The organism is Achromobacter spanius, from assembly GCF_029637605.1.
In the GTDB taxonomy this organism is placed as follows: domain Bacteria; phylum Pseudomonadota; class Gammaproteobacteria; order Burkholderiales; family Burkholderiaceae_B; genus Achromobacter; species Achromobacter spanius_E.
This window is the reverse complement of the sequence record NZ_CP121261.1, coordinates 4,195,696-4,221,549: the sequence shown is the minus strand read 5'-3', so window position 1 is coordinate 4,221,549 and position 25,854 is coordinate 4,195,696. Positions and strand designations below refer to the sequence as shown.

General features: G+C 64.0%; 29 protein-coding genes. 13 read left to right on the top strand and 16 right to left on the bottom strand.

Going from position 1 to position 25,854, the window contains the following annotated elements; all coding sequences use genetic code 11:
* The first annotated feature begins 54 nt into the window (after positions 1-54).
* From P8T11_RS18830 to P8T11_RS18805, 6 genes are all read left to right on the top strand, one after another.
* Positions 55-708, top strand: coding sequence for an alpha/beta hydrolase (locus P8T11_RS18830; RefSeq protein WP_268080568.1), 654 nt, complete (start codon positions 55-57; stop codon positions 706-708).
* 170 nt (positions 709-878) lie between these two features.
* Complete coding sequence (locus P8T11_RS18825; RefSeq protein WP_268080569.1) at positions 879-2,141, top strand: D-alanyl-D-alanine carboxypeptidase family protein; 1,263 nt, start codon at positions 879-881, stop codon at positions 2,139-2,141.
* Between the two features lie 136 nt (positions 2,142-2,277).
* Entirely contained in the window at positions 2,278-3,144 is an 867-nt protein-coding gene (locus P8T11_RS18820) for a D-amino acid aminotransferase (protein WP_268080570.1), read from the top strand.
* Positions 3,145-3,258: 114 nt separating this feature from the next.
* Positions 3,259-3,531, top strand: a complete 273-nt coding sequence (locus P8T11_RS18815; RefSeq protein ID WP_006216435.1) for a YbeD family protein — start codon at positions 3,259-3,261, stop codon at positions 3,529-3,531.
* A 12-nt stretch (positions 3,532-3,543) separates the two neighbouring features.
* A complete protein-coding gene (lipB, locus tag P8T11_RS18810) occupies positions 3,544-4,194 on the top strand; it encodes a lipoyl(octanoyl) transferase LipB (protein ID WP_268080571.1) in 651 nt (216 codons plus the stop codon).
* 20 nt (positions 4,195-4,214) lie between these two features.
* On the top strand, positions 4,215-4,937 hold the full coding sequence (locus P8T11_RS18805; protein WP_268080572.1) for a tetratricopeptide repeat protein: 723 nt from the start codon (positions 4,215-4,217) through the stop codon (positions 4,935-4,937).
* A 283-nt stretch (positions 4,938-5,220) separates the two neighbouring features.
* Here P8T11_RS18805 and P8T11_RS18800 read toward each other — a convergent pair whose 3' ends face one another.
* Positions 5,221-6,033, bottom strand: a complete 813-nt coding sequence (locus tag P8T11_RS18800; protein ID WP_268080573.1) for a substrate-binding domain-containing protein — start codon at positions 6,031-6,033, stop codon at positions 5,221-5,223.
* A gap of 174 nt (positions 6,034-6,207) precedes the next feature.
* Here P8T11_RS18800 and lipA point away from each other — a divergent pair, with 174 nt between their 5' ends.
* On the top strand, positions 6,208-7,242 hold the full coding sequence (lipA, locus tag P8T11_RS18795) for a lipoyl synthase (protein ID WP_268080574.1): 1,035 nt from the start codon (positions 6,208-6,210) through the stop codon (positions 7,240-7,242).
* Here the strand turns inward: lipA and rfbC are convergent, their stop codons facing one another.
* The 5 genes from rfbC to P8T11_RS18770 are packed head-to-tail and all read right to left on the bottom strand — an operon-like array spanning position 7,243 to position 11,237.
* Complete coding sequence (gene rfbC / locus P8T11_RS18790; protein WP_268080575.1) at positions 7,243-7,785, bottom strand: dTDP-4-dehydrorhamnose 3,5-epimerase; 543 nt, start codon at positions 7,783-7,785, stop codon at positions 7,243-7,245.
* Positions 7,785-8,666 carry a glucose-1-phosphate thymidylyltransferase RfbA gene (rfbA, locus tag P8T11_RS18785; protein ID WP_268080576.1) on the bottom strand — a complete coding sequence of 294 codons (882 nt, stop codon included), beginning with the start codon at positions 8,664-8,666 and terminating at the stop codon, positions 7,785-7,787. The genes rfbC and rfbA overlap by 1 nt, the downstream gene beginning before the upstream one ends.
* On the bottom strand, positions 8,663-9,571 hold the full coding sequence (gene rfbD, locus P8T11_RS18780) for a dTDP-4-dehydrorhamnose reductase (protein ID WP_268080577.1): 909 nt from the start codon (positions 9,569-9,571) through the stop codon (positions 8,663-8,665). Before rfbD ends, rfbA begins: the two co-directional genes overlap by 4 nt.
* Before the next feature lies 1 nt (position 9,572).
* Entirely contained in the window at positions 9,573-10,634 is a 1,062-nt protein-coding gene (gene rfbB / locus P8T11_RS18775; RefSeq protein ID WP_268080578.1) for a dTDP-glucose 4,6-dehydratase, read from the bottom strand.
* A gap of 48 nt (positions 10,635-10,682) precedes the next feature.
* Entirely contained in the window at positions 10,683-11,237 is a 555-nt protein-coding gene (locus tag P8T11_RS18770; RefSeq protein WP_277549883.1) for a cob(I)yrinic acid a,c-diamide adenosyltransferase, read from the bottom strand.
* A gap of 205 nt (positions 11,238-11,442) precedes the next feature.
* Between P8T11_RS18770 and P8T11_RS18765 the strand changes: the two genes are divergently transcribed.
* Positions 11,443-11,748: a copper-binding protein gene (locus P8T11_RS18765; RefSeq protein WP_006216414.1), complete on the top strand. Its 306-nt coding sequence runs from the start codon at positions 11,443-11,445 to the stop codon at positions 11,746-11,748.
* A 135-nt stretch (positions 11,749-11,883) separates the two neighbouring features.
* On the opposite strand, the gene hslU is transcribed toward P8T11_RS18765, so the two are convergent.
* The 5 genes from hslU to P8T11_RS18740 all read right to left on the bottom strand — a co-directional run bounded on the left by hslU (position 11,884) and on the right by P8T11_RS18740 (position 16,564).
* Complete coding sequence (gene hslU, locus P8T11_RS18760; RefSeq protein WP_100853856.1) at positions 11,884-13,218, bottom strand: ATP-dependent protease ATPase subunit HslU; 1,335 nt, start codon at positions 13,216-13,218, stop codon at positions 11,884-11,886.
* Between the two features lie 84 nt (positions 13,219-13,302).
* Positions 13,303-13,842: an ATP-dependent protease subunit HslV gene (gene hslV, locus P8T11_RS18755; RefSeq protein ID WP_006216412.1), complete on the bottom strand. Its 540-nt coding sequence runs from the start codon at positions 13,840-13,842 to the stop codon at positions 13,303-13,305.
* 132 nt (positions 13,843-13,974) lie between these two features.
* Positions 13,975-14,439, bottom strand: coding sequence for an RNA polymerase-binding protein DksA (gene dksA, locus P8T11_RS18750; RefSeq protein ID WP_006216410.1), 465 nt, complete (start codon positions 14,437-14,439; stop codon positions 13,975-13,977).
* A 126-nt stretch (positions 14,440-14,565) separates the two neighbouring features.
* Positions 14,566-15,690 (bottom strand): CobW family GTP-binding protein, encoded by a 1,125-nt coding sequence (locus P8T11_RS18745; protein ID WP_268080579.1) that lies wholly within the window; start codon positions 15,688-15,690, stop codon positions 14,566-14,568.
* Positions 15,691-16,066: 376 nt separating this feature from the next.
* Positions 16,067-16,564 carry a Fur family transcriptional regulator gene (locus P8T11_RS18740; protein ID WP_268080580.1) on the bottom strand — a complete coding sequence of 166 codons (498 nt, stop codon included), beginning with the start codon at positions 16,562-16,564 and terminating at the stop codon, positions 16,067-16,069.
* Positions 16,565-16,983: 419 nt separating this feature from the next.
* Between P8T11_RS18740 and P8T11_RS18735 the strand changes: the two genes are divergently transcribed.
* The 5 genes from P8T11_RS18735 to P8T11_RS18715 are packed head-to-tail and all read left to right on the top strand — an operon-like array spanning position 16,984 to position 21,220.
* On the top strand, positions 16,984-17,706 hold the full coding sequence (locus tag P8T11_RS18735; protein ID WP_268080581.1) for a metal ABC transporter ATP-binding protein: 723 nt from the start codon (positions 16,984-16,986) through the stop codon (positions 17,704-17,706).
* The gene (locus P8T11_RS18730) at positions 17,703-18,569 is read left to right on the top strand and encodes a metal ABC transporter permease (RefSeq protein ID WP_268082323.1); all 867 of its coding nucleotides are present in this window, start codon (positions 17,703-17,705) and stop codon (positions 18,567-18,569) included. The genes P8T11_RS18735 and P8T11_RS18730 overlap by 4 nt, the downstream gene beginning before the upstream one ends.
* A gap of 19 nt (positions 18,570-18,588) precedes the next feature.
* Entirely contained in the window at positions 18,589-19,569 is a 981-nt protein-coding gene (locus P8T11_RS18725) for a metal ABC transporter substrate-binding protein (RefSeq protein WP_418910289.1), read from the top strand.
* Positions 19,530-20,213 (top strand): DUF1007 family protein, encoded by a 684-nt coding sequence (locus P8T11_RS18720; RefSeq protein WP_418910290.1) that lies wholly within the window; start codon positions 19,530-19,532, stop codon positions 20,211-20,213. The genes P8T11_RS18725 and P8T11_RS18720 overlap by 40 nt, the downstream gene beginning before the upstream one ends.
* A gap of 29 nt (positions 20,214-20,242) precedes the next feature.
* A complete protein-coding gene (locus P8T11_RS18715) occupies positions 20,243-21,220 on the top strand; it encodes a nickel/cobalt transporter (protein WP_268082326.1) in 978 nt (325 codons plus the stop codon).
* Between the two features lie 6 nt (positions 21,221-21,226).
* Here P8T11_RS18715 and xerC read toward each other — a convergent pair whose 3' ends face one another.
* Genes xerC through P8T11_RS18690 form a run of 5 tightly spaced genes read right to left on the bottom strand, consistent with a single transcriptional unit; the run spans position 21,227 to position 25,699 of the window.
* The gene (gene xerC, locus P8T11_RS18710) at positions 21,227-22,231 is read right to left on the bottom strand and encodes a tyrosine recombinase XerC (protein WP_277549888.1); all 1,005 of its coding nucleotides are present in this window, start codon (positions 22,229-22,231) and stop codon (positions 21,227-21,229) included.
* Between the two features lie 22 nt (positions 22,232-22,253).
* On the bottom strand, positions 22,254-22,931 hold the full coding sequence (locus P8T11_RS18705) for a DUF484 family protein (RefSeq protein ID WP_268080582.1): 678 nt from the start codon (positions 22,929-22,931) through the stop codon (positions 22,254-22,256).
* A 4-nt stretch (positions 22,932-22,935) separates the two neighbouring features.
* Positions 22,936-23,847, bottom strand: a complete 912-nt coding sequence (gene dapF / locus P8T11_RS18700) for a diaminopimelate epimerase (protein WP_268080583.1) — start codon at positions 23,845-23,847, stop codon at positions 22,936-22,938.
* 28 nt (positions 23,848-23,875) lie between these two features.
* A complete protein-coding gene (locus P8T11_RS18695; protein WP_268080584.1) occupies positions 23,876-24,766 on the bottom strand; it encodes a lysophospholipid acyltransferase family protein in 891 nt (296 codons plus the stop codon).
* A 30-nt stretch (positions 24,767-24,796) separates the two neighbouring features.
* Positions 24,797-25,699: a lysophospholipid acyltransferase family protein gene (locus P8T11_RS18690; protein ID WP_268080585.1), complete on the bottom strand. Its 903-nt coding sequence runs from the start codon at positions 25,697-25,699 to the stop codon at positions 24,797-24,799.
* Positions 25,700-25,854 lie beyond the last annotated feature (155 nt).

Sequence of the window (25,854 nt, the reverse complement as noted above, 5' to 3'; positions counted from 1 at the left end):
TTCCGTTTTCCGTTTCCCGCTTTTCCATTCTCTTTACGCACGTTGAGTTGATCCATGTCCGCACGCTCTGATACTCACGCCTTCACCGGCCCCGCCGGCCGCATCGATTGCGCCGTCGATTGGCCTGCAGGCACGCCGCGAGGCTGGGCCCTGGTCCTGCACCCACATCCCTTGCAAGGCGGTGCGCGCGAAAACAAGGTCGTCACAACCCTGTCGCGCGCTTGCGTGCAGCATGGCCTGGTGGCGGTGCGCCCCAACTTCCGTGGCGTGGGTCAGTCGGAAGGCGAGTTCGACAAGTCGGTGGGCGAAACGCAGGACATGCTGGCGGTGGTGGCGCAAATGCGCGAACTGCATCCTGAACTGGCCGACGCGCCCTGGGTGCTGGCGGGCTTTTCGTTCGGCACCGCCGTTGCCGCGCAAACCTATGCCGCACTGGCCGAGGCGGGCGATGCGGTATTGCCTTGCGCGCTGATGCTGATGGGGCCGGCGGTCAACCGCTTTCAGTCCCATGAAGTGCAGGTGCCGGACGACACGCTGATGGTCCACGGCGAAGAAGACGAAGTGGTGCCGCTGTCGGAAGCGATGGATTGGGCGCGTCCGCGTTCGATTCCCGTTGTGGTGGTGCCCGGCGCATCTCATTTCTTTCACGGCAAGCTGCTGGTGCTGCGGCAACTGGTGCAAGCGCGGTTGAAAGTGGCGCTGGACTGACGCTGTCGGCCGACGTCAGCGTGCATCAGCCAGGCGTCAGGTTGCATCAAGTTGCATGTTTTAAATGCACCGGGAACCCCCTGCGAAGCGGACCGGTCCAATCGCCTGCCTATAATTGTCAGCCATCAGCCCCGCGCCAGCGGGCGTCTTTCCTGGGACCCACGTTGCCGATGAAGAAATTGCCTTATTCCGTTCACTCTCCCGTTGTCTTTACCCGCCGCCTGGTTACAGGCGCTGTGTTGTCGGCGATGCTTGCGGCCTCGATGCCCGCCTGGTCGCAACAGGCGCCCGCCGCCACGCCGGCCGCGGCCGGCGCTACGGCACCGGCTCCTACGGCCTCGGGCGCGGTGCCGGTGGGTGATGTGTCAGCGGTTCCGGCGCCCACCATCGCGGCGAAGGCTTGGATCGTCATCGACGTGAACAGCGGCCAGACCTTGGCCGCGTCCAACCCCGACATGAAGGTCGAGCCGGCATCGCTGACCAAGATCATGACGGCCTATGTCGTGTTCAACGCACTGGAAGAAAAACGCCTGACGCTGGAGCAGACGGTGCCGGTGTCCGAGCACGCCTGGCGCACGGGCGGTTCGCGCATGTTCATCGAACCGCGCAAACCCGTCACGGTCGACGAACTGAATCAAGGCATGATCGTGCAGTCCGGCAACGACGCCTCCGTGGCGCTGGCCGAAGCCGTGGGCGGCAGCGAATCCGCCTTCGCCGCGCTGATGAACCAGGAAGCCGAGCGCCTGGGCATGAAGAACACTCACTTCATGAACTCGACCGGTTTGCCGGATCCGCAGCACGTGACGTCCACGCGCGACCTGGCCACCTTGTCGGCGCATCTGATCACCGATCATCCCGACTACTTCCACTACTACAAGCAGAAGAGCTACACGTACAACAAGATCACGCAGCCGAACCGCAACCGCCTGCTGTGGGCCGACCCGTCGGTGGACGGCATGAAGACGGGCCATACCGAATCGGCCGGCTATTGCCTGGTGTCGACCGCGGTGCGCGGCGACCGCCGCATCCTGGTGGTGGTGGTGGGTACCGACAGCGAAGCCACGCGCGCCGAAGAAAGCCTGAAGCTCTTGAACTGGAGCTTCCAGAACTTCGATACCGTGAAGCTGTTCGACAAGAGCCAACCCGGTATCGATGCCCGCGTCTGGGAAGGCACGGCTGACAACGTCAAGCTGGGTCCCCCGAACCCGGTGTCGATTGCGGTGCCGCGCGGCAAGGCCGGTGATTTGAAGCCGGTGGCCCAGCGCACCGATCCGCTGATCGCCCCGCTGGCCAAGGGCCAACAGGTGGGCACGCTGCAATTCACGCTGGATGGCAAGGTGCTGCGCACCGAACCGCTGGTGGTGCAGGATGCCGTGGAACGCGCGGGCTTCTTTGGCCGCATGGTCGACACCGTGAAGCGCTGGTTCCAATAAGCGCACCGCGCCGCGCCATGGGCGCGATCGCGGGTGTAAGCTAGCAGCGGGCGTTTCGTACGCGAAACGCCCGTTTGCCATTCTGGGGCGAACCATTCCGGTTCGTCCTTTACGTTTGATCCTTCAGGAGACCCGCATGATTCCGGGCGTGCCGGGCGAAAGCCAGGTGTATCTCAACGGTGAGTTCCTGCGCGTGGATGAGGCCAAAATCTCTGTCCTCGACCGCGGCTTTATTTTTGGCGACGGCATCTACGAAGTCGTCCCCGTGTATCAGGGCAAGGCGTTCCGCATGGCCGAGCACCTGAATCGTCTGGACCGCAGCCTGGCGGCCCTGCGGATTGCGCAGCCGTTTGACCGCGCGGGCTGGGTCAGCCTGATTGAACAGTTGTTGGCGCGCACCACGCTGGACACCTGCATCGTGTACTTGCAGGTCACGCGCGGCGTTGCCAAGCGCGACCATCAATTTCCCGCCACGCCGGTCACGCCCACCGTGTTCGGCATGATCTCTCCGTGGTCGCCGCCACCCGCCGCGCAACGCACCCAGGGCTTGGCCGCCATCAGCATTCCCGACGAACGCTGGCTGCATTGCGAGATCAAGTCGGTGTCGCTGTTGGGTAACGTGCTGGCCAAGCAGCAGGCGGTGGATGCGAACGCCGACGAAGTCGTGCAGTTTCGCGATGGCTACCTGACCGAAGGCTCGTCCACCAACATCTGGGTCGTGTCAGGCGGCAAGCTGCTGGCGCCGCCCAAGAACAACCTGATCCTGGAAGGCATCCGCTACGGCCTGATGGGCGAATTGGCCGAAGCAGCGGGCATCCCGTTCGAGTCGCGCCGCATCAGCCAGCAAGAGGTGGAATCCGCCGACGAGTTGATGCTGTCTTCGGCCACCAAGGAAGTGCTGGCTATCGTCACCCTTGACGGAAAGCCGGTGGGTTCGGGCAAGCCCGGCCCTGTTTTTGAGCAGTTGCGAGCGGGTTATGATGCCCGCATCGCCGCGCTGTAAGCCGCTGTACCGGGCGGCTGCCACAGCCGCCCGACCTTCCGGCCGGTCTTGCCTGTGCGCAGCTTGCCCCCATATAAAAACATTCAGGGGCAACCACCTCTCTAGGGTCCACTCATGCATATTCCGCCCGAAGAATCGCTTATTGAATATCCCAGCGACTTTCCCATCAAGGTCATGGGCAAGCAGCATCCCGAATTCGCCCAGACGCTGACTGACGTCGTGCTGCAATTCGACCCCGGTTTTGACGCCGCCACGGTCGAGATGCGGCCCAGCAAAGGCGGCAACTACATGGGCCTGACGTTCATCGTGCGCGCCACCTCGCGCGAGCAATTGGACAACCTGTACAAGGCCCTGCACGGCCATCCGATGGTGTCCATCGTTCTGTAAACCGGAATTGCCGTGATCAAGTGGCTCGCGCGGCCGGCGGACTATCTGCCGGTCTGGCAGGACATGCAGGCGTATACCTCGCTGCGCGGCGCCGATACGCCTGACGAGATCTGGCTTTGCGAGCACGCGCCGGTCTACACGCTGGGCCAGGCCGGCCTGCCGCAACATGTGCTGAACCCCGGCAACATCCCCATCGTTCATTGCGACCGTGGCGGCCAGGTGACTTATCACGGCCCCGGGCAGGTCATGGCGTACGCGCTGTTCGACCTGCGCCGTGTGGATATGTACGTGAAGGAATACGTCACGCTGCTTGAAGGCGCCGTGATCGACACGCTGACGCAGCATGGCGTGGACGGCGCCTGTCGCAAGCCCGGCGCGCCGGGCGTGTACGTGCCGGATCCCGATCTGGGCCCCGGCGGTGGCGAACTGGCCAAGATCGCCGCGCTGGGCATCAAGATCCGCAACGGGCGCGCCTATCATGGCGTGTCGCTGAACGTGGACATGGACCTGGCCCCTTTCCTGGGCATCAACCCCTGCGGCTACGAAGGGCTGCGCACCGTTGACATGGCGGCCTGCGGCGTGCGCCGCTTGCCCACCGACGTGGGCGACGCGCTGGCGCACAATCTGGCGGACGCCTGGCGTCGCAGAAGGAGCACGCTTTGAAGACCGCAGTGGAGACCGCAGTGAAGACCTCTTACACGGCCGCCGATGTCGCCGCGACCACGCCGGAGCAACTGGCCCAGCTGCGCGAGGGCCCGCCGGAACCCTACGCCGCCTGGATCGGGGCCGCGGCCGAGCTTGGATTGGTCGAAGCGCAGACCATCTACGGCCAGATGCTGCTGGACGGCGTGGGCGTGGCGCGCCAGCCCGAAACCGCGCTGGCCTGGTTCAAGCGCGCCGCCAATGCCGATCATCCGATGGCCATCAATATGGTGGGCCGCTGCTACGAAAATGGCTGGGGCGTGGCGGCTGACGATACCGTCGCTGCATACTGGTTCAGGCTGGCCGCCGACCGTGGCCTGGATTGGGGCATGTACAACTACGCGCACATGCTGCGCGCCGGCCGGGGCGGTGTCACGCAAAACAAGGCCGCGGCACTGGCGCTTTACCAGCAAGCGGCGCAGACCGGCCATGTGAAATCCATCGGCGTGGTCGGCCGCTTCTACGAGGCGGGCGAGGTAGTCGAGCAAGACCTGGACCGCGCATTCGACTGCTACCAGCGTTGCGCCGAGGGCGGCGACTTTCGCGGCATGTTCCACCTGGGCCGACTATTGCTGCTGCGCGGCAAGAAAGAGGAAGCGGTGCAATGGCTGGTCCAAGTCCCAGAAACCGCCACCCCGGCATTCTTGAAAGAAGCGAATACGCTATTGCAAGACAGCGGCTTCCCCCCACTCTACGAGGTATAAAGCGCGAAGCAGGACCGTACGACCGTAGGATGGGTGAAGCGCGAGAAACCCGCTAAAAGAACCCCATGCTCGATCGCGCGCAACCCATCAAGCAGCGCCAGCGTCCTAGCAGATTCCGCCACAAAGCCATCAAGCAACGCAGAATCCCAGCACGCTCGACTGTGTCGGCATTCAGTACAGCCCCGGTTCTAAATTCATCCCGCTACAGCATCGCGTTCGTCTGATGGGTTTCGCGCGATCGGTGGCGGTGTTCTTTTAGCCGTCCTCTCGCGCTGCACCCATCCTACGTGCTTAGCCGAGGTTCGAAGGTTACGTCCAGCGTTTGATGTTGGCCGGGCGCCAGCTCACCTTGTAAGCGGTCCAGTAGCACCTGCGCCGCACGGCGGCCCAAATCTTCTGCATCTACCCCAAGCGTGGTCAGCCCTTGCGCCCATTGCGCGGCGCTCCCGTCGTCCGTAAAACCCAGGACTGCCAGATCTTGCGGCACGTGCAGGTCACGATTGTGCGCTTCCGACACCGCGGCTGCCGCCAGCAGGTCAGACGTGCAAAAGACCGCGTCAAAGATCGTATTGGTGGCCAGCAAGCGCAAGAATGCCATGCGGCCGTCGTTCATCTGCAGCACTTCCGGCTGCACGATATCCGCCACCCGATCGAGCCCCAGCCCGGCCGCCGCACTGATGAAGCCTTGGCGCCGCGCGCGTTCCCACGGGTTGTCGGCGCTGATGCAGGCCACCAGCGCATGGCGCTTCTCAGCAAGATGACGCGCCGCCGCCCGGCCGGCCTCTTCGTTGTCGATGACCACGGCGGTGTCCAGCGGATGCGCCGAGGCGCTCCAGGTTTCCACCACCGGTATTTCCAGCGCCGCCAAGCCGGCCCGCAATGTCGGCTCGTCCAGCGGACCGATGACTAGCGCCGCGGCCGGGCGCAGCGCGGCAAGCTGCGGCAGCATGGCCGGGTCGTGCCAAGGGCCTGCCGTCAGGAAGTAGCCCTCGGGCGCCAGGCGCTGCGCACACGCTTGAATGGCGCGGCTGGCGGGTCCGGCGTCCAGGCGGGGGGCGATCAGGGCGACAAGGCGCGGCGGGGGGAGGAGGGCCATAAGAAGCGAATTCAGCAAATTTGTAAGGCAAGACGATAACCCAGCCGGTCATGCCTCACCCTTTGGGGCTGGTAGGCGTTCTGCACCCCCAGCGGCGCACCGGAGCGGCGGAGGGTAAAATGCCATTTTTGTCTCAAACCGGGCCATCCTGCGCGCCGGTTGCGAAGGTGCCCAATGTCTACGCTCGCTGAGTCCGCTGTTCCCCCGAATGAATCCGCCGCTGCATCCGCAACCGCTTCCGCCACGGCCTCGGCCACTTCGGAAGCCGTCTACGACCCCACCCAAAAGCAGAAGTCGCAGGCCAAGACGGCGCGCATTCCCATCAAGATCGTTCCGGCCGAACGCCTGAAGAAGCCCGAGTGGATCCGCGTGAAAGCCGCCGCGCCCGGCTCGCGCTTCTACGACATCAAGCGCATCCTGCGCGAACACAATCTGCACACGGTCTGCGAAGAAGCCTCTTGCCCGAACATCGGCGAATGCTTCGGCAAGGGCACCGCCACGTTCATGATCATGGGCGACAAGTGCACGCGCCGCTGCCCGTTCTGTGATGTGGGCCATGGCCGCCCCGACCCGCTGGACACCAAAGAACCCGAGAACCTCGCGCGCACCATTGCCGCGCTGAAGCTGTCGTACGTGGTCATCACCTCGGTGGACCGCGACGACCTGCGCGACGGCGGCGCCGGCCACTTCGTGGATTGCATCACGCACATCCGCGAACTGTCGCCCACCACCCGCATCGAAGTCCTGGTCCCCGACTTCCGCGGCCGCCTGGACCGCGCGCTGACCATCCTGAACGCCGGCCCCCCGGATGTGATGAACCACAACCTGGAAACCGTGCCGCGCTTGTACAAGCAGGCACGTCCGGGGTCTGATTACATGCACTCGTTGAAGCTGCTGGCAGAGTTTAAAAAACTGCACCCCGAAGTGCCCACCAAGTCAGGGCTGATGCTGGGGTTAGGTGAAACGGATGAGGAAATCCTGCAAGTGATGCGGGATATGCGCGAGCATGGCGTGGATATGCTGACGATCGGGCAGTATCTGCAACCGTCGGAGCATCATTTGCCGGTGCTGCGGTATGTGCACCCGGATACGTTCAAGATGTTTGAACGTGAGGCGTATGCGATGGGGTTCTCACATGCGGCGGTGGGCGCGATGGTGCGGTCTTCGTATCATGCGGATGAACAGGCGCATGCGGCTGGGGTGAATTGATCAATCCAGTTGTGCGGTTTTCAGGGACGCGCCGTGATGGTCCTTTTGGGACAGTAACGGCGTTTCACCGCCAGGCCAGGCTATAGCCAGATCGGGGTCATCCCACCGGATACAGCGTTCAAGCTCCGGCGTGTAGTAGTCCGTGGTCCGATATAGCACCTCGGCCGACTCGGACAGTGTCAGAAAGCCATGTGCATATCCTTCGGGTATCCACATTTGGCGTTTGTTCTCCGCGCTAAGGTGTGTACCCACCCATTGGCCAAACGTGGGTGATGCGCGCCGCACGTCAACCGCCACATCGAAGATTTCTCCCACGCAGACGCGCACAAGCTTGCCCTGTGGGCGTTCAAGCTGATAGTGCAAACCGCGCAGCACGCCGCGGAGCGAGCGCGAATGATTGTCCTGCACGAAGTGACGCTGCAAACCGGTGGCGGCTTCAAAGGTGCGTTCATTGAAGCTCTCAAAAAAAAACCCGCGCGCATCGCTGAACACACGTGGCTCAAGCAGCAGCACCTCGGGCAGGGTTTGCGCAATGGCTTTCATCAGAACACCTTGTCCTTCAGGATGCGATTCAGGTATTGGCCGTAGCCGCTTTTGGACAACGGCGCAGCCAGCCGTGACAGCGCTTCGGCAGTGATCCATTGCTGGCGATAAGCGATCTCTTCCAGGCATGCCACTTTCAATCCTTGCCGATGCTCCAGCGTGGCAATGAACTGACTAGCCTCCAGCAACGATTCGTGCGTGCCGGTATCCAACCAGGCGAAGCCGCGGCCCATGATTTCCACGTTGAGCGAGCCCTGCTCCAGGTAGCGCTGGTTCACGTCCGTGATCTCGAGCTCGCCGCGTGCAGAGGGCTGAATGTCTCGGGCGATGTCGATCACGTCGTTGTCGTAGAAATACAAGCCGGTCACAGCGTAGTTGGAACGCGGCTGGGCGGGCTTCTCTTCAATGGACATCACCTTGCCATCCTGGTTGAACTCGGCCACGCCATAGCGTTGCGGATCCTGGACATGGTAGGTAAACACGGTGGCGCCTTCCCTGCGCGCGTTGGCACGCTCAAGCAGTTTGGGCAGTTCATGACCATAGAAAATATTGTCGCCCAACACCAGCGCGCACTGCCCTTGGCCAATGAAGTGAGCGCCGATCAGAAAGGCTTGTGCCAGGCCGTCGGGCGAAGGCTGGATGGCGTATTGCAGGTTCAAGCCCCATTGCGACCCATCTTGCAGCAGTTGCTGGAAACGTGGGGTGTCCTGCGGCGTGGAGATGATCAGAATGTCACGTATACCTGCCAGCATCAGCGTGCTGAGCGGATAGTAGATCATCGGCTTGTCGAAAACAGGCAGCAATTGCTTGCTGATCGCGAGCGTGGCTGGATGCAGGCGGGCGCCCGAACCGCCGGCCAGCACAATACCTTTGCGTGTCATGGGAGGTCTCCGCCGTGGTGTGCGCGTTCCGAAAGCTGATCCAATATTTGCTCGACCCCGTGTGTCCAATCCGCAAGTTGCAGGCCCAGTGCGGTGGCAAGCAGTGTGCTGTCCAAACGGGAATTGTGAGGGCGTCTGGCCGCGGCGTTGTAGTCTGCCGAGGTGATGGGTCGAATGCCGTCTGGTGTGAGCCGCAGGGGAATCCTGCGCGCTGCCGCGCCGGCAACCAGATACCGTGCGTAGGCGTACCAGCTTGTTACGCCGCTTGCCGACAGATGATAAATGCCGCTTGCCAGCAACGACCGTTGACGCGCCGTGATGGCGCGGAGGGTGACGTCCGCGATCAGCGCTGCGGATGTTGGAGCGCCGACCTGGTCCACGACGACATCCAATTGATCGCGTGTGCGTGCGAGGCGCAATATCGTGCGCGGAAAATTTTGGCCGTCTGCTGCATAGACCCAACTACAGCGAAGAATCAACGCATCGCACAGGGCGGCCCTGATGGCAGCTTCGCCCGCAAGTTTGGTGGCGCCATAGACATTTTTAGGAGCCGGCGCGTCGGCTTCCGTATAGGCCGCTGTGCTGGCGCCATCGAACACATAGTCTGTGGAATAGTGAACAAGCAGGGTGCCCGAGTCTTGTGCGTAGTGCGCTAGCGTGGTGACAGCCTGCGTATTGAGCAGTGCGGCTTCATTCTGATGCGATTCCGCCAGATCCACGGCGGTATAGCCCGCCGCATTCACGATGACATCGGGCTGATGGGACGATAGCGTTATGCGTAAGGCGTCCTGGTCGCGCAGATCGATATCTTCGCGGCCCAGGGACACTACTTCACCCAACGCGGGCAAGGCGTGCCGCAATTCCCGGCCAATCTGCCCGTTCTTGCCGAGCAATAGGATCTTCACGCTAGCTCCCGCCGAGAGTCGTCGGATGCCTACGGTAAGCGCCGCTGGCGACGTTTGCCACCCATTGTGTTTCGTGCAAATACCACTGCACCGTTTTTCGGATACCTGAATCGAAGGTTTCCGTGGGCATCCAGCCCAATTCGCGCTGTAGCCGCGACGCGTCCACCGCATAACGGCGGTCATGACCCGCGCGATCGGGGACATGGACGATTTGATCTGCGTATGGCCTGCCATCGGCTCGCGGTCGCAATTCGTCCAGCAGCCCGCAAAGCCCGCGGACCAGCTCCAGATTGGTCATTTCGTTCCAGCCGCCTACGTTGTACGTGGCGCCGGGCGTGCCAGCTTCCAGTATCCGGCGAATGGCGTCGCAATGGTCAGACACGTACAGCCAGTCACGTCGTTGAAGGCCATCGCCGTAGAGGGGCAGGGGCTTGCCGGTGAAGGCATGGTGGATGATCAGCGGAATCAACTTTTCCGGGAATTGCCGAGGACCATAGTTATTGGAGCAATTGGACGTCAGCACCGGCAGGCCGTAGGTCTGGTGGTAAGCCCGCACGAAATGGTCGCTGGCCGCTTTACTGGCGGAGTATGGGCTGTTGGGCGCGTAGGGGGTCTGTTCGGTGAAGGGCGAGCCATTCTCGTCCAGCGACCCATAGACCTCGTCGGTCGATATATGCACAAAGCGAAAGCCGTTCTTATCTGCCGAATCAAGCGCAGACCAATAGCTGCGCGTTGTTTCCAGCAAATGGCAGGTGCCCAGCACGTTGGCCTGAACGAACGCGCCCGGATCGGCGATGGACCGGTCGACATGGGTTTCGGCGGCGAAATTGATCACGGCACGGGGACGATGCGTTCCCAGCAATTCCCGCACGGTTGCTTGATCGGCGATATCGCCGTAGACGAAACGATGGCGCGGGTCGCTGGCCACGGGCGCCAAGTTATCCAGATTACCGGCGTAGGTCAATTTGTCCAGCGTGACGACGGGTTCGTCGCTGTGCGCGAGCCAGTCCAGGACGAAATTGGACCCGATGAAGCCGGCGCCGCCGGTGACGAGAATGCTCATATGCTTCGAACCTTGGGCCGATGGCGTCCGGCGTATTCCGGCCGCAAGCTATCGGCGCGCCTGGGCGCCCGCCCAGAATGTATCTTTCTGACCTTCATGCTGGTTTATACAACGCGCCAGTACAAACATCAGATCCGACAACCGGTTCAGATACTGCCTGACCGGCGCATTCACTGGCTCCTCCGCCGCCAGCGCCACCACCGCCCGCTCCGCCCGCCTGCATACGGTGCGCGCCACGTGCGCTTGGGCAGCCGCGCGGGTTCCGCCGGGTAGGATGAATTCTCGCAAGGGCGTTAGCGTGGCGTTGTAATGCGCCAGGCGCGTGTCCAACAGGGCGACCTGTTCGTCGGTGACTGCGGTGTGGCCGGGAATGCAAAGTTCCGCGCCCATGTCGAAGAGGTGGTGTTGAATTGCCACTAGATCAATCGAGATTTCGGGGGGAAGCGCTTCAGTCAGCAGCACACCGATGACGCTGTTTAGTTCGTCTACATCCCCCAATGCCGCGATGCGCGGGGCGTCCTTGGGCGTGCGTGATCCGTCCCCCAGGCCCGTGGTGCCGTCGTCCCCCGTGCGGGTAGCAATGACAGATAAGCGGTTGGCCATGTGAAACGTCCTGAAGTGGGTGAATATGGAGGGTTGCGTCCAGCGGTAAGCGTGCACCTCGCAAAGAGGTAGGCTCGCAATCAACCGTCAGGATTGTTGCGTTCTGCCGCAGGAACTGTTTCATAACGGCGGTATCCTAGCACTGTGGAAAGCAGACCGGGCGGTGCCGCCCGGGCGGCTTTCGGTGTCAATGGAGGATGCCTGTATGGCTTTTGACCGCAAGTATGCAATGCCCATGGCTGTCGCCACCGCGATGGCCGTTGTGTCGCTGGCGACGCCTCTGGCGTTTGCGCAGCAGGCTGACGCCAGCGGGGAAGTACGTCGCGTCGACCCGGCCGCGGGCAAGGTGACGATCAAGCATGACGAGATCAAGGCGCTGGACCTGCCGGCCATGACGCTGGTCTATGACGCGGACCCGGCGCTGTTGGCGAAGATCAAGGCAGGCGACAAGGTGCGGTTCACGGCCACGCGCAAGGATGGCAAATACGTGGTGACGGCGATCACTAACTAAGTGAATGCCGCGCCCATGAAAAAGCCGCTTATCGCGATCAGGCGATAAGCGGCTTTTTTTGCCAGTGGGACCCAGTGCAAGGGTGCAAAGGGTGTTGCACACCCTTTAGCACCCACCGTCTAGCGGCCCCCCGCCTTACAGCACGTAGCGAGCCAGATCCTGGCTGCTGGCGGCTTCGGCCAGTTGCGAATTGACGTAGGCGGCGTCGATTTTCACGTGCTTGTCTTGGCTGGACGTAGCGTCGAACGACAGTTCGTCCAGCAGCTTCTCCATGACCGTGTACAAGCGGCGCGCACCGATGTTTTCGGTGGTTTCGTTGACGTCGAAGGCCAGTTCCGCCAGGCGGCGCACGCCTTCGTCCGTGAACTCCAACTGCACGTCTTCGGTGGCCATCAGCGCGGTGTACTGCTTGGTCAGGGACGCATCCGTGTCGGACAGAATACGGACGAAGTCTTCGGCGGTCAGCGATTCCAGTTCGACGCGGATCGGGAAACGGCCTTGCAGTTCCGGGATCAGGTCAGACGGGCGCGCCAGGTGGAATGCGCCCGACGCGATGAACAGGATGTGGTCGGTGCGGACCATGCCATAGCGTGTGTTGACCGTGGTGCCTTCCACCAGCGGCAGCAGGTCGCGCTGCACGCCTTGGCGGGACACGTCTGCGCCACCGGATTCCTGGCGGGCGGCGATCTTGTCGATTTCGTCCAGGAAGACGATGCCGTTCTGTTCAACGTTGTTGATGGCAACCGTGCGCAGGTCTTCTTCGTTGACGCGCTTGGCGGCTTCTTCGTCGATGATCAGCTTGAAGGCTTCACGCACCTTCATCTTCTTGGGCTTTTTCTTGTCGCGAGCCATGCCGGCGAACATGCCGCGCAGTTGCTCGGCCATTTCTTCCATGCCAGGGGGCGTCATGACGTCCATCTGCGGCGCGGCCTGGGACACCTCGATCTCGATTTCCAGGTCGTCGATCTTGCCTTCGCGCAGGCGCTTCCTGAAGGTCTGGCGGGCGCTGTTGTCTTCACCGCGCTCCGGCTCGCCAGAGGCGCCACGGGCGGGTGGCACCAGGGCGTCCAGGATGCGGTCTTCGGCGGCGTCTTCGGCCTGGGTGCGCACGCGGCGCATTTCCAGTTCGCGGGTTTGCTTGATCGAGTATTCGGTCAGGTCGCGGATGATGGTGTCGACGTCGCGGCCGACGTAGCCCACTTCCGTGAACTTGGTGGCTTCGATCTTGATGAAAGGTGCGTTGGCCAGCTTGGCCAGGCGGCGGGCGATCTCGGTCTTGCCCACGCCGGTGGGGCCGATCATCAGGATGTTCTTGGGGTGGATTTCCTGGCGCAGGGGCTCGGCGACCTGCTGGCGGCGCCAGCGGTTGCGCAGGGCGACCGCGACGGCGCGCTTGGCGCGGTTCTGGCCAACGATGTACTTGTCGAGTTCGGAGACGATCTCTCCGGGCGTCATGTTGGATGCGGACATGAGGGCGAATCCTAAAAGCTAGAGCGGCGGGCTGGGGAGGCGGCCGCGGCGCAGGGAAGTTGCCCGTGCGCCGCGTGGCGGGTGTCAGTCACCCAGCGTTTCGATGACGTGGTTCTGGTTGGTGTAGATGCAGAGGTCGCCGGCGATTTCCAGGGACTGCTTGACGACGGCTTCGGGCGACAGTTCGGTGTTGCGCAGCAAGGCCAGCGCGGCCGACTGCGCGTAGGCGCCGCCCGACCCGATGGCCGCCAGGCCGTGCTCGGGTTCGAGCACGTCGCCGTTGCCGGTCAGGACCAGCGTGTGCTCGGTGTCGGCCACGATCAGCATGGCTTCAAGACGGCGCAGGACGCGGTCGGTACGCCAGTCGCGAGTGAGCTCGACGGCGGCGCGCATCAGGTTGCCCTGATGCTTTTCCAGTTTGGCTTCAAAGCGTTCCTGCAGCGTGAACGCGTCGGCGGTGGCGCCGGCAAAGCCAGCGAGGATCTTGTCGTGGTACAGGCGGCGGATCTTGCGGGCCGTGCCCTTGACGACGATGTTGCCCAGGGTGACCTGGCCATCGCCGCCGAGCGCGACGCGGTTGCCGCGGCGCACACACACGATGGTGGTGGCGTGAAATTGTTCCATGCGTTCCTTCCTTTGAAAGGACTAGCTGGGGGCGGTTCGAAGGAAATCAAGCGCGTTGCGCGACGGCCAATAAAAAAGGCCATGCTGGAAACCAGCATAGCCTTTCAGGGCATGGCGTGAAAACGGGACGGATCAGTCGCCGTACAGCTTTTGGCGCATTTCACGGCGTTCCTGCGCTTCCAGCGACAGGGTGGCCGTGGGGCGGGCCAACAGGCGGGGTACGCCGATCGGTTCGCCGGTTTCTTCACACCAGCCATATTCGCCGCTGTCGATGCGGGCGATGGACTGTTGCACCTTCTTCAGCAGCTTGCGCTCGCGGTCGCGAGTGCGCAGCTCAAGTGCGTGTTCTTCCTCGATGGTGGCGCGGTCGGCGGGGTCGGGCACGAACTGCGTTTCGCGCAGGTGCTCAGTGGTCTCGCCGGCGTTGGCCAGGATGTCCTGTTCGAGTTGTTTGAGCCGTTCCTTGAAGAAAGCCAGTTGGCGTTCATTCATATAGTCGGACTCGGGCATGGCCAGCAATTCCTTCTCGCTGGGCAGATCAATCGCCGTATCGCTCGTCGACTTGCTTGATTTTTTAGTTGCTGCCTTGGTAGCCATGAAAACACTCCACTATGAATCGATCCTGGCGCGGGCGTCCTTTCCCGGTTCGTGTTGCTTGCTGCCTACGCTATTCGTACCTCACAGTACTGCCTTCGTCGCATCGCGTCACGTCGGGAAGGGGGATTACCCCGCCAGGCACTGCTCCAAGCCCCGGGTGAAAATCTCCTGGGGCAGCTTACGTCCAATGAATACCATCTTGGTGGACGGTTTTTCAGCCGCGGTCCACGGCTTGCCGGGTTCGGCGCCCATCATCATGTGCACACCCTGGAACAACATGCGGCGGTTGATGCCCTTCATGTACAGGATGCCCTTGTATCGCATCAGGTCGGGACCATAAACCTGCACCACGCCGCCCAGGAATTCTTCAAGGCGCGCGGGATCGAACGGCTTGTTGGAACGGAACACGAACGCACCGATTTCGTCGTCGTGCTGGTGGTGGTGATGGTGGTGGGCGTGATCACAATGCGCCCCGCATTCGCCTTCGTGCTCATGATCGTGGTCGTGGCCATGATCGTGCGCGTGGTCATGCCCATGGTCGTGGGCGTGGCTGTGGGCGGCGTCGGGGTGCTCATCGGCCAGGAATTCCGGGTCGATGTCCAGGATGGAATTCAGGTTGAAGCCACTGATGTCGATGATCGACTTCAGGTCGACTTCGCCGAAATTGACCGGCGTGATCGGCGCGCGCGGGTTCATGTGAACCAGGCGGTGGCGCAGCGCTTCGTAGTCGACTTCGTTGACCAGGTCGCGCTTGGAGATCAGGATGCGGTCGGCGAAACCGACTTGTTTCTGGGCTTCGGGTTGTTCGTCCAGCGTGGACATGCCGTGCTTGGCATCAACCACGGTCACTACCGCGTCCAGGCGGTAGTACTCGGCGATGTCGTCATCCATGAAGAACGTCTGGCAGACGGGGCCGGGGTTGGCCATGCCCGTGGTTTCCAGGATGACGCGTTCGAATGTCAGTTCGCCGGCTTCGCGCTTGACGCGCAGCTCGGACAGGGTGCGCATCAGGTCGCCACGCACCGTGCAGCAGACGCAGCCGTTGGACAGTTCGATGATTTCTTCATCGCTGTCTTGCACGAGCAGGTCGTTGTCGATGCTTTCCGGTCCGAACTCGTTTTCGATGACCGCTACGCGGCGGCCATGGAATTCGGTCAGGATGCGTTTGAGCAGGGTGGTCTTGCCCGCACCGAGAAAGCCGGTGAGGATGGTGACGGGAACCATTTTGTCCAAACTGCGCGGGGTGTTCATGGCGAAGCTGCTAGCGTGAAGTCAAGGCTGTGAAGGCTATAAAGCCAAGGCCGAAGCCCAGGCATTCAATTCAGGCCCTGACAGGGTGTTTTGCCCCGTGCGGGTGATGTTTGCCACAGGCTGCGTGGGCCGCCAACAGCGGCCGGACGCAGGATTACAGCACAGTCGGGGGCAGGGGGCAAACCCCGGATCAACCCAGGGGCCGAAGCCGTCCGGATCGCGTCTGTAGGCCGGCAAGTATCCGGCGATATCACTATTTTGGGGCGGTTTGCCAGATTTCAAGAGTCGTTGCGAACCGGACGCAACGGGCCCTTAACGGACGGCTGGCAATACGGTGCTGACGGCGCGCGCGGTGGCGCAAACGCCGTAACCGGAATCAGTGATGGTGATGCGCAGCGTCGGCCGGCTGCTTTTTCTGGCATTGGGGACAGAGCGCGCGGATCTCGGTCTCGTGCGTGGCCAGGGCGTAGCCCGTTTGGGCGACCCGCTCGGCCAATTGGCGGCTCATGGCGGGGTCGGATACTTCGGCAACCGCGCCGCAGCCGGTGCAGACCACCAACAAATCATGCGGGGCGCCGCCGGCGTCATGGCAGGCACTCCAGGCGTTGACGGCGTCCAGGCGGTGAATCAGGCCTTCGTCCATCAGGAAGTCCAGCGCGCGGTACACGGTGGGGGGCGCCGCGCCGGGATGCACTTCGCGCATGGCGTCCAGCAATTCATACGCCTTCAGGCTGCGGCCGTGGCGCAGCAGCAGTTCCAGCACCTTGCGGCGGATGGGGGTAAGGCGGCGACCGCGCTGTTCGCACAGCGTCTCGGCGACGCTGAGCTGGGCGCCGACGGTGTCGCTGCGGGGGGAACGGGGCGGAGCGGGCATGGTGGACTTTATCTGAATGAAAGACGCGCGCGACGCGCGCGAGATGCCAGGAAAGTAGCAGAAAACTCAGATATGCGGGCACCCCCGGCCAGATTCAAGTCAGTTTAGTTATGATATAACATTGTAAAAATAAGCCGGGCCAAGTTCAGACGGTCTTCGCGTTTCGGATTAGCTGGGGTTCCGCTGGCCGACGCGTGCTTCTTTCCCCGGTCCGCCCCTACGTATCTTTAGTCTTTAGCCTGCCCGCTTTCCATGTCTCACTTCACGCTTTTGCCCCCGCGGCCCGGCGCCGCGCTTCGGCAAGGCAAGATTCCCCGCTCTGCCTTTCTGGCTTCCGCCTGGCGTCGCATGGCCGTCGCCGTGGTGGCGGCCGCCATGCTGTGGGCGCTGACGGCTTGGGCGCTGGACTGGTGGCCGCGATGAGCAAGGCGCCCGTCACCATCGAGCTGGCCGATGCGTCTTTTGGCTGGCATGGCCATCCCGCGCTGAAGTCCGTGTCGGGCTGTTTTGCCGCCGGCGGCATGACGGCCGTGGTCGGGCCGAATGGGGCGGGCAAGTCGACCTTGATCAAAGGCATCATGGGCGTGCTGCGCCCCATGGCGGGCAGCGTGCGCATCAGCGGCGGGGGGCGTTCCGAATTGGCCTGGCTACCGCAGGCGGCCGAATTGGACCGATCGTTCCCGGTCACGGTGCTGGACCTGGTGGCCATGGGCGCTTGGCGACGGGTCGGTGCGTGGCGGCGTTTTCGCCACGACGAACTTGAACGCTGCATGCATGCGCTGGAAACCGTCGGCCTGGCGGACGCCGCCGGGCGGGGCGTGGACACCTTGTCGGGCGGGCAGATGCAGCGCACCTTGTTTGCGCGGATGCTGGTGCAGGACGCGCCGGTGCTGCTGCTGGACGAGCCCTTTGCCGCGGTCGACGCCCATACCGCCGACGACCTGATGGCATTGCTGTGCGGGCTGCACGGCCAGGGGCGCACGGTGATCGCCGTGCTGCATGACCTGGATCTTGTGCGCGACCACTTTCCCGAATGCCTGCTGTTGTCGGGCTCTGTCGTGGCGTGGGGCGACACCGCCAGCGTCTTGAGCGACGCGCATCTGAAGGTGGCGCGGCAATGGCATGCGAGGGCCTACGCATGACGTTGGCGCAATGGGTGGTTTCTCCCTTTCTTGACTATGGCTTCATGCGGCGCGCGCTGGCTGGCGCCTGCGCCTTGTCGTTGGGCGCGGCGCCCTTGGGCGTGTTCCTGGTGCTACGGCGCATGAGTTTGATGGGCGACGCGATGTCGCACGCCATCCTGCCGGGGGTGGCGGCGGGGTTCCTGCTGTCCGGGCTGTCGCTGGGCGCCATGATGCTGGGTGGCATCGCCACCGGCTTGGCCGTCGCCTTGCTGGCCGGGCTGGTGGCGCGGTTGACGCCGCTGCGTGAAGACGCCAGTTTTGCCGCCTTCTATTTGATATCGCTGGGGCTGGGTGTATTGCTGGTGTCCTTGCGCGGCTCGAACATGGATTTGCTGCATGTGCTGTTCGGCACGGTGCTGGGGCTGGACGACCCTGCTCTGCTGCTGGTGACCATCACGGCCAGCGTGACCTTGCTGGTGCTGGCCGCCATCTACCGCTTGCTGGTCGCCGAATGCCTGGACCCGGGGTTTCTGCGGGCCAGCGGCGGCGGGGGCGGCTGGGTCCACATGGGGTTCCTGGTGCTGGTGGTGGTCAATCTGGTGGCGGGCTTCCAGGTGCTGGGCACCTTGATGGTCGTGGGGATCATGATGTTGCCCGCCGCCGCGGCGCGCTTCTGGGCGCGGTCGGCCGCGCGGCAGATTCCGCTGGCGGCCGGGTTCGGTGTGCTGGCCTCGGTCAGCGGTCTGCTGGTGTCCTACCACTTCAACGTGCCTGCGTCGCCTTCGATCATTCTGGCGGCGGGCGCCTGTTATCTGTTTTCCATCGTCGGCGGCCCGCAAGGCGGGTTGCTGCGGGCGCCGCGCCGCATGCGCCAAGCCTGACTTAATAAGGAGATTCGTTATGCGTTCCATTCTGCCGCTGCGTCGCCGCGCCTTGTTGGCAATGGCCGGGCTGTGCCTGTCGGCCGTGGTCGGGGCGTCGCATGCCGCCGAACCGCTGAAGGCCGTGGCCAGCTTCTCCATCCTGGGCGACATCGTGCGGGAAGTGGGCGGCGACGACGTCAGCCTGACGACGCTGGTCGGGCCGGATGGCGACGCGCACGAATACGAACCCACGCCGGGCGACGCCAAGAAGCTGTCCACCGCGAAAGTGTTGTTCGTGAACGGCCTGGACTTCGAGACCTGGTTGCCCAAGCTGACGAAGGCGTCCGGCTTTGCCGGCCAGACGGTGGTGGCCAGCAAAGGCGTGACGCCGCGCAAGTTCGCGCAAGCGGGTGGCGATGGCAAGCACGATGACCATGATCACGACCACGACCACGACCACGATCACAAGGAAGGTCATCACCATCATGGCGACTCGGATCCCCACGCCTGGCAGAACCTGGCCAATGGCGTGATCTATGCGCGCAATGTGGCCGAGGGCCTGGCCGCCGCCGATCCGGCGCACGCCGACGCCTATCGCCAGCGTGCAAGTGCCTATATCGCGCGCCTGGAAGCCGTGGACGCTTCCGCCAGGAAGACGTTCGCCGCCATTCCGGAAGCACGCCGCAAGGTCGTGACGTCGCACGGTGCCTTTGGCTATTTCGGCGATGCCTACGGCGTGTCGTTCATTTCGGCGATGGGCGTATCCACGGACGCCGAACCTTCGGCCCGTGAAATCGCCAGCATCATTGAACAGGTCAAGCGCGACAGGGTGCCGGCGGTGTTCGTTGAGAACATTTCCAGCCCCAAACTGGTTCAGCAGATTGCGCGCGAGACCGGTGCCAAGGTGGGTGGTACGCTTTATTCCGATGCGCTGTCCAAGCCCGGACAGCCCGGCGCTACCTATCTGGAAATGTTTGAATGGAACGTACGTCAGCTCGCCGCGGCCTTGCAGCCCTGACCGCCGCGACGGCACTGCTGGCGGCAGGGTCCGCCAGCGCGCACCCGCATATGTGGATCGATGCGCGCGCGGTCATCGATGTGGACGCGCAGCACCGCATCACGGCGGTTCGCCAGGTCTGGTTGTTCGATGAAATGTTCGGCGCCTATGCCACGCAAGGCCTGCCGAAAGGCAAGGGTGGTTCCTTGCCCGCCGCCACCTTGAAGGGCATGGCGGATGACTGGATGAAGGCGCTGGGTGAACCGATTTCGCACTATTTCACCCGCGTTACCGTGGGCGGCAAGACCGCCACCTTCGCGGCGCCGCGTGATGCCAAGGTCGACTGGAACCCCAAGACCGCGCGCCTGACGTTGTCGTTCACCTTGCCCTTGGCCACGCCCATGCCGGTGGGCGCCGACGGCGCGCAGGTGGATATCTACGACCCTACTTATTTTGTTGCGTACGCTTTTGACGAGAAAGGCGCGGTGTCGCTGGGCGGCCCGGATGCCGCGACGTGTACGTCGGCCTATCGCAAGCCCAAGGAATTGGATTGGAAGACCATGCAGCAACTGGCCGCGATCCCGGCCGACCCGGACGCATTGCCGGACGAACTTTTCGCCATCACCAAGGGGCTGACGCACCGCATCGAGGTGCGATGCCCGTAACGCTGGCTTCCTGGCGCTTTGGCTGGTGGATGGCGGCGTTGGTGCTGTTGCTGCTGTCGCCGCTGCTGGGCGGCATGGGCGTGGCCACGGCGCAGGGTGCGCATCCTTTCGGCGTGCCGGAAAGCGGCGCGGGCATGGGTGGGCCGGGCTGGCTGGCCAGTTTCTTTGGGCAAGTGGCCGTCTGGCAAAGCCATTTCTACCGCCAATTGACGGGCGCGGTGCGCGCCTGGCAGGCCGATGGCGGCGCGGCCTGGACCTTGATCGGCCTGTCGTTTGCCTACGGCGTTTTTCACGCGCTTGGGCCTGGGCATGGCAAGGCGGTGATCTCTTCCTATGTAGTGGCCAATCGGCAGACGGCACGCAACGGCGCGCTGCTGGCGCTGGCGTCCGCGCTGATCCAGGCGCTGGTGGCGATTGTGATGGTGGCGGTGCTGGCGTTGGTGTTCAACGCAACCGCTACCACGATGAACCAGGCGACGCGTTGGCTGGAGCTGGCGTCGTATGGGTTGGTGACGCTGCTGGGTGTGTGGTTGGTGTGGATCAAGGCGGTCAGGCCATTGCTGCGGCGTCGGCGCGAGCCGGTTGCCTCTGCTGATGCACATCACCACCACCACCACCACGATGATTGCGGTTGCGGCCATGCGCATGTGCCCGCACCTGATCAGGTTGCCGGCCAGTTGAACTGGCGGCGCGCCATGTCGGCCATTCTGGCGGTGGGGCTGCGTCCGTGCAGCGGCGCGCTGATCGTGCTGGTGTTCGCCTTGTCGCAGGGCTTTGTCCTGGCCGGCGTGGCGTCGGCATTGGCGATGGGCTTGGGCACCGGTTTGACGGTGGCGGCGCTGGCTTGCCTGGCCGTGGCCGCCGGCGGCGCGGCGACGCGCATCGGTCAACGTCTGTCCAGCACAGGCGCGGCGCGCGTGCGCTACGGGGTGGAAGCGCTGGCGGCGGTGATGGTGTTGTTGCTGGGTGTCACGCTGCTGGGTGGCATGGTGGCCGGAGGCGGCTAGCCCGCTTCAGGACTTGCGCCCCGCGCGCGGATGCGCCTGGTCGTAGGCTTTGGCCAGGTGCTGGAAATCAAGCCGGGTATAGACCTGGGTGGTCGAGATATTGGCGTGGCCCAGCATTTCCTGAACGGCGCGCAAGTCCTGCGCCGACTGCAATACATGGCTGGCGAAGCTGTGGCGCAGCACGTGCGGATGCACGTGCGTGGGCAAGCCCGCCGCTTGGGCAACCTGCGCCAATTGCAACTGCACGATGCGCGGCGAGATACGCTTGCCGCGCGCACCCAGGAACAACGCGGCGGCGTCCTCAGGCTGTGGCGCGGGCGGCGCCAATTGCGGGCGCGCGGCTATCCATTTCTGCAAGGCGGCAACGGCGGCCTGGCCCACCGGCACGGAACGGCGCTTGCCACCCTTGCCCAGCACTTCGACCTCTGCCTCGTCCAGCTTTAACCAGCCGCGCGATTCGTAATCGGCCGTGCGCGTGTAGCGCAGGTCCAAGCCCACCAGTTCCGACAAGCGCAGCCCGCTGGAGTAGAGCAGTTCGAACATGGCCTGGTCGCGTAGCGCGGCGGGTTCGTTCGCGACCTTGGCGGTGGGGCGGTCAAGCAGGGCTTGGGTCTGCTCCACGGACAAGGCCTTGGGCAGACCGCGCGGGGCCTTGGGTGCGCGCACGCCGGCCACGGGGTTGCCGGCAAGGTCGATCGCGGGCGCCCACCATTGGTAGAAGCCGCGCCAGGCCGCCAAGGTGCGGGCCAGGCTGCGTGGGCCTCGCCCTTCGGCATGCAGCCGCGCAACGAATTGGCGGATATGGCCGTTGGCGATCTTGTCCAGCGGCAGCCGGGCGCGGTCGGCAAGCTGATTCAAGAAATGCAGCTCGCGACGGTAGGCGTCCAGCGTGTGGGGCGAATAGCGGCGGTTGGTTTCCAGATGGCGCAACCAGGCGCGCATCGGGTCGGGCAAGGCCTCGGCGCCAGGGGCAGGGTCGGGCGGGGGCGCGTCTTGTGTGGTCTGGGTCATTGTCCGCCCGCCCTGATTTGCGCTAGGCCTTCGGCGACGCGGGATTCAGGCGATGCAATGCCGCCGACGCCAGTTGGCCGATGGATTCCAAAAACGTCGTGCCCATTTCGGGCGTGAAACGTTCGGGGTCGTCGGAACCCAGCACCAGCAAGCCCACGGCGGGGCCGTCGGCCTCCAGACGCAGCGGCACCAATGCCAGCGACTTGGGCTTGCTGTCGAGCCAGCCCGCGGCTTCGAAGTCGGTATCGGTGCCGCAGTAGGGGGTCTTCAGGCTATCGGTGAACGTGCGCACGTCTTGCGAGGTGGGTTCGCCGTAGCCCGTGGGCGCCAGCTCGGACAGGTTCCACAAGCGCAGCGCCACGTGGTTCAGTTCAAACTGTTCGGCCAGGCCCAGCGCGATTTCGCCGGGCACGCGCTGCGCGTCGTTTTCCGACAGCATGCGGCTGCACCACTTGGCCAGATGCGAGCCGATGCTTTCGTTGGCGGTGGCGTTGCGCACCAGTTCGTTCAAGCGCCATTCCAGTTCGCGGTTGCGCTCGCGCAGCGTCAGGATCTGGCGTTCGCCCAGCGAAATGGCGCGCGCGCCATGCGGGTGCGGTACCTGCATGGTGGCGAACACGTCGGCGTGCTCGTCAAAGAAGCCAGGGTGGTCTTGCAGGAAGGCGGCGATGTCTTGGGCGGTGAAAGCGGTATCAGTCATAGGGTCAGCGGTTCAGCGCCATGGAGAAGACGAGCTTGTCGATGTCGACTTGCCCCGTGAACACGGATTCGGCGGGGCCGGTCATGCGCAGTTGGTCGCCATTCCAGGCAACGGTAAGCACGCCACCACGGGTTTGCACGCGCACGGGCGATTCCAGCAAACCGCGGCGGATGCCGGCCGCGACGGCGGCGCAGGCGCCCGTGCCGCAGGCCAGGGTTTCGCCCGCGCCGCGTTCGAAGACGCGCAGGCGGACGTTGTGGCGGTCCATCACTTGCAGGAAGCCGGCGTTGACGCGGCGCGCAAAGCGCGGATGGGTCTCGATCAGCGGGCCTTGAATGGCGACGGGGGCGGTGTCGACGTTGTCCACCACCTGCACCGCATGCGGATTGGAGATGGCCACGGTGGACAGCAGCACTTTGCCGGGCACACCGGCGGGCGCGTCGATCTCCAGTTCCCAGAGCGTGTCTTCACCTTCGCGTTGCGAGGTCAAGCCGGTAGTGTCGAAGGGCAGGGCTTCGGGCTCGAAACGGGTGCTGCCCATGTCGACCGTGACTTGTTCGTCGTCGCCTTCATCCAGCACGAGGATGCCGGTGGCGATTTCGGCGCGAAGGGGATTGCGGTCGGACAGGCCTTGTTCGTGCACGAAGCGCACGAAGCAGCGCGCGCCGTTGCCGCAGTGTTCGACTTCGCTGCCGTCGGAATTGAAAATGCGGTAGCGGAAATCAGCGTCCGGGCGGGTGGCGCGTTCAACCAGGAGGATCTGGTCGGCGCCGATGCCGAAGTGCCGGTCGCCCAGGGCGCGGGCGCGCTCGGGCGTCATTTCGATGGTCTGGCGGACCCCGTCGAGCACGACGAAATCATTGCCCGCGCCATGCATTTTGGTGAAGTTCCAGTTCATCGCTGGATTATCGCCCATTATTCGGGCGCGGGAAGCCAGGGCGGGGTCAATAGAGCTTGGCTTCGCCGGGCGGGCGGGTCTTGAAGCGGCGATGGACCCAGTAGTACTGGCTGGGGCAGCGGCGCACCCAGGATTCCAGCTCGCGGTTCAGGCGGGCGGTGGCGTCTTCCAGGGAGGCCGCGCCGGGGAAATCTTCAAGCGGAGGCAGGACGTCTATGTGATAGCGGCCGGTCTCGGGGTTCCAGAAACCCACGATGGGCAGCACGGCGGCGTTCCATTTCTGGGCAAGCTGGGCGGTGGCCAGCAGCGTGGCGGCCTGCACGCCGAAGAAGGGCACGAACACGGACCCCTGGCGGCCGAAGTCCATGTCGGGCAGGTAATAGACCGGGCGCGGCGCGCGCAGGTGGCGGATCAGGTCGCGCACGCCGTCCTTGCGGCTGACCAGGAACACCTCGTTGAAGCGGGCCCGGCCGGCGGCCACGACTGCATCGATGTGCGGGTCGCTTTGCGGCGTGTACATGGTGGCGGCGCTGGGCACTTCCATGGTCAGGCGGGTGGCGGCGGCGTCCAGCGCAATGAAGTGGGGCGCCAGCAAAATCACGGGGCGGCCCTGGGCGGTGAGTTCGTTGATGCGTTCGGCGCCGGTCTGCGTGACCATGTCCTTGATGGCCTCGGGGGTGCCGTACCAGAGCACGCCCCGGTCCACGATGGATTGCGCCAAGGCCCGGAAGTGGTCCGCCACCCATTGCTCGCGCACCGATTCCGGCTGGTCGGGAAAGCACAGTTCAATATTGCGCCGCACGATACGGGCCCGTGACTTCGCCAGCCGTGGCGCCAGCCAGCCCAGCACGGCGCCGATGCGCAGGCGGGTCGATGGCTTGATGCGGCCGAACCACTTCAACAGGGAAACCAGCGTGCGCGTCTTTGAATCTGTCATCGTTTTGGGGAAAGGGCCGGGCGGGAACGGTCAGCGGGCCTGCCGAACGCTGTCGGCATCGGCATCGGCATCGGCATCGGCATCGGCGTTGGCGTCAGGGGCCGGAGGCGCCCCGCGCGGCGTCTTGTAGCGGTTATAGCTCCAGAGGTACTGCTGGGGGCAGCGTCGAATCAGCGTTTCCATCGCGGCGTTGATGAGCGCCGCCTGGGCTTCGGGCTCGGCCGGCAGCGGTTCGGGCACGCGCACGTAGTGGATGCGCCAGCCTTTGCCGCGCGGCAGGCGTTCTCCGGCGGTCAGGATGATGGGGACGTTGGTTTGCGTGGCCAGCTTGCTGGGCAGCGTCATGGTGTAGGCCAGCCGGCCAAAGAACGGAACCCATACGCCGTCGCCCACACTGGGCGCCTGGTCGGGCAGCATGCCCACGGATTCGCCGCGCCGCAGCGCGCGCACAAATTCCCGCACGCCCTGCATGGTGGCCGGGACGGCGTTGACGGCGGAACTGTTGCGCGCCGTCTCCAGCAAGGGGGCCAGCACGTCTTTGCGCGGGGGGCGGAACATGACCGTCATGGGCATCTGGCGGGCCAGATAGCGGGCGGTGATTTCAAAGCAGCCCAGGTGCGGGGTCAGGAACAGGATGCCGCGCCCTTCGGCCCGGGCGGTGTCGACCACCTCGTTATCGTCCGACACCACTTGGGCCAGGCTTTCCTCGTTCTTGAACCAGACACGCGGGTTCTCAAGAATCATGGCGCCGGTCTCGGCCGCGGCCTGGCGGGCGAAGGCCGCGCCGGGGTAGCCGGCTTGCGCGGCATTGGCCTGAAGGCGCCGCCGATACTTGCCCGGCCAGGCGTACACGGCCAGGCCCGCCGCGCGGCCGAGGGCGTGCGCAACGGGTAGCGGCAGGGCGGCGAAAAGTCGGAACAGGGCGAGCAGCATGCGGCAAATAGAAAAGGACGGGCAGGGTTATGCCGGTGTTCGGGAATATGTTCATACCCCCGCCGCGAGCATAAGAACGGCATTTTCGCTTAAAATCCGTCCAGTCGCCGAGTTAACCGACAACTTGCGGGGCGACGGCAAGGGTAAAGCGCTAT

Excerpts from the sequence above, each read along its gene's own strand:
- P8T11_RS18830 (WP_268080568.1), top strand. The coding sequence starts at position 55 with ATGTCCGCACGCTCTGATACTCACGCCTTCACCGGCCCCGCCGGCCGC.
- P8T11_RS18825 (WP_268080569.1), top strand. The coding sequence starts at position 879 with ATGAAGAAATTGCCTTATTCCGTTCACTCTCCCGTTGTCTTTACCCGC.
- P8T11_RS18820 (WP_268080570.1), top strand. The coding sequence starts at position 2,278 with ATGATTCCGGGCGTGCCGGGCGAAAGCCAGGTGTATCTCAACGGTGAG.
- P8T11_RS18815 (WP_006216435.1), top strand. The coding sequence starts at position 3,259 with ATGCATATTCCGCCCGAAGAATCGCTTATTGAATATCCCAGCGACTTT.
- P8T11_RS18800 (WP_268080573.1), bottom strand. The coding sequence starts at position 6,033 with ATGGCCCTCCTCCCCCCGCCGCGCCTTGTCGCCCTGATCGCCCCCCGC.
- lipA (WP_268080574.1), top strand. The coding sequence starts at position 6,208 with ATGTCTACGCTCGCTGAGTCCGCTGTTCCCCCGAATGAATCCGCCGCT.
- rfbC (WP_268080575.1), bottom strand. The coding sequence starts at position 7,785 with ATGAAAGCCATTGCGCAAACCCTGCCCGAGGTGCTGCTGCTTGAGCCA.
- rfbA (WP_268080576.1), bottom strand. The coding sequence starts at position 8,666 with ATGACACGCAAAGGTATTGTGCTGGCCGGCGGTTCGGGCGCCCGCCTG.
- rfbB (WP_268080578.1), bottom strand. The coding sequence starts at position 10,634 with ATGAGCATTCTCGTCACCGGCGGCGCCGGCTTCATCGGGTCCAATTTC.
- P8T11_RS18770 (WP_277549883.1), bottom strand. The coding sequence starts at position 11,237 with ATGGCCAACCGCTTATCTGTCATTGCTACCCGCACGGGGGACGACGGC.
- P8T11_RS18765 (WP_006216414.1), top strand. The coding sequence starts at position 11,443 with ATGGCTTTTGACCGCAAGTATGCAATGCCCATGGCTGTCGCCACCGCG.
- hslU (WP_100853856.1), bottom strand. The coding sequence starts at position 13,218 with ATGTCCGCATCCAACATGACGCCCGGAGAGATCGTCTCCGAACTCGAC.
- hslV (WP_006216412.1), bottom strand. The coding sequence starts at position 13,842 with ATGGAACAATTTCACGCCACCACCATCGTGTGTGTGCGCCGCGGCAAC.
- dksA (WP_006216410.1), bottom strand. The coding sequence starts at position 14,439 with ATGGCTACCAAGGCAGCAACTAAAAAATCAAGCAAGTCGACGAGCGAT.
- P8T11_RS18745 (WP_268080579.1), bottom strand. The coding sequence starts at position 15,690 with ATGAACACCCCGCGCAGTTTGGACAAAATGGTTCCCGTCACCATCCTC.
- P8T11_RS18740 (WP_268080580.1), bottom strand. The coding sequence starts at position 16,564 with ATGCCCGCTCCGCCCCGTTCCCCCCGCAGCGACACCGTCGGCGCCCAG.
- P8T11_RS18735 (WP_268080581.1), top strand. The coding sequence starts at position 16,984 with ATGAGCAAGGCGCCCGTCACCATCGAGCTGGCCGATGCGTCTTTTGGC.
- P8T11_RS18730 (WP_268082323.1), top strand. The coding sequence starts at position 17,703 with ATGACGTTGGCGCAATGGGTGGTTTCTCCCTTTCTTGACTATGGCTTC.
- P8T11_RS18725 (WP_418910289.1), top strand. The coding sequence starts at position 18,589 with ATGCGTTCCATTCTGCCGCTGCGTCGCCGCGCCTTGTTGGCAATGGCC.
- P8T11_RS18720 (WP_418910290.1), top strand. The coding sequence starts at position 19,530 with ATGGAACGTACGTCAGCTCGCCGCGGCCTTGCAGCCCTGACCGCCGCG.
- P8T11_RS18715 (WP_268082326.1), top strand. The coding sequence starts at position 20,243 with ATGGCGGCGTTGGTGCTGTTGCTGCTGTCGCCGCTGCTGGGCGGCATG.
- xerC (WP_277549888.1), bottom strand. The coding sequence starts at position 22,231 with ATGACCCAGACCACACAAGACGCGCCCCCGCCCGACCCTGCCCCTGGC.
- P8T11_RS18705 (WP_268080582.1), bottom strand. The coding sequence starts at position 22,931 with ATGACTGATACCGCTTTCACCGCCCAAGACATCGCCGCCTTCCTGCAA.
- dapF (WP_268080583.1), bottom strand. The coding sequence starts at position 23,847 with ATGGGCGATAATCCAGCGATGAACTGGAACTTCACCAAAATGCATGGC.
- P8T11_RS18695 (WP_268080584.1), bottom strand. The coding sequence starts at position 24,766 with ATGACAGATTCAAAGACGCGCACGCTGGTTTCCCTGTTGAAGTGGTTC.
- P8T11_RS18690 (WP_268080585.1), bottom strand. The coding sequence starts at position 25,699 with ATGCTGCTCGCCCTGTTCCGACTTTTCGCCGCCCTGCCGCTACCCGTT.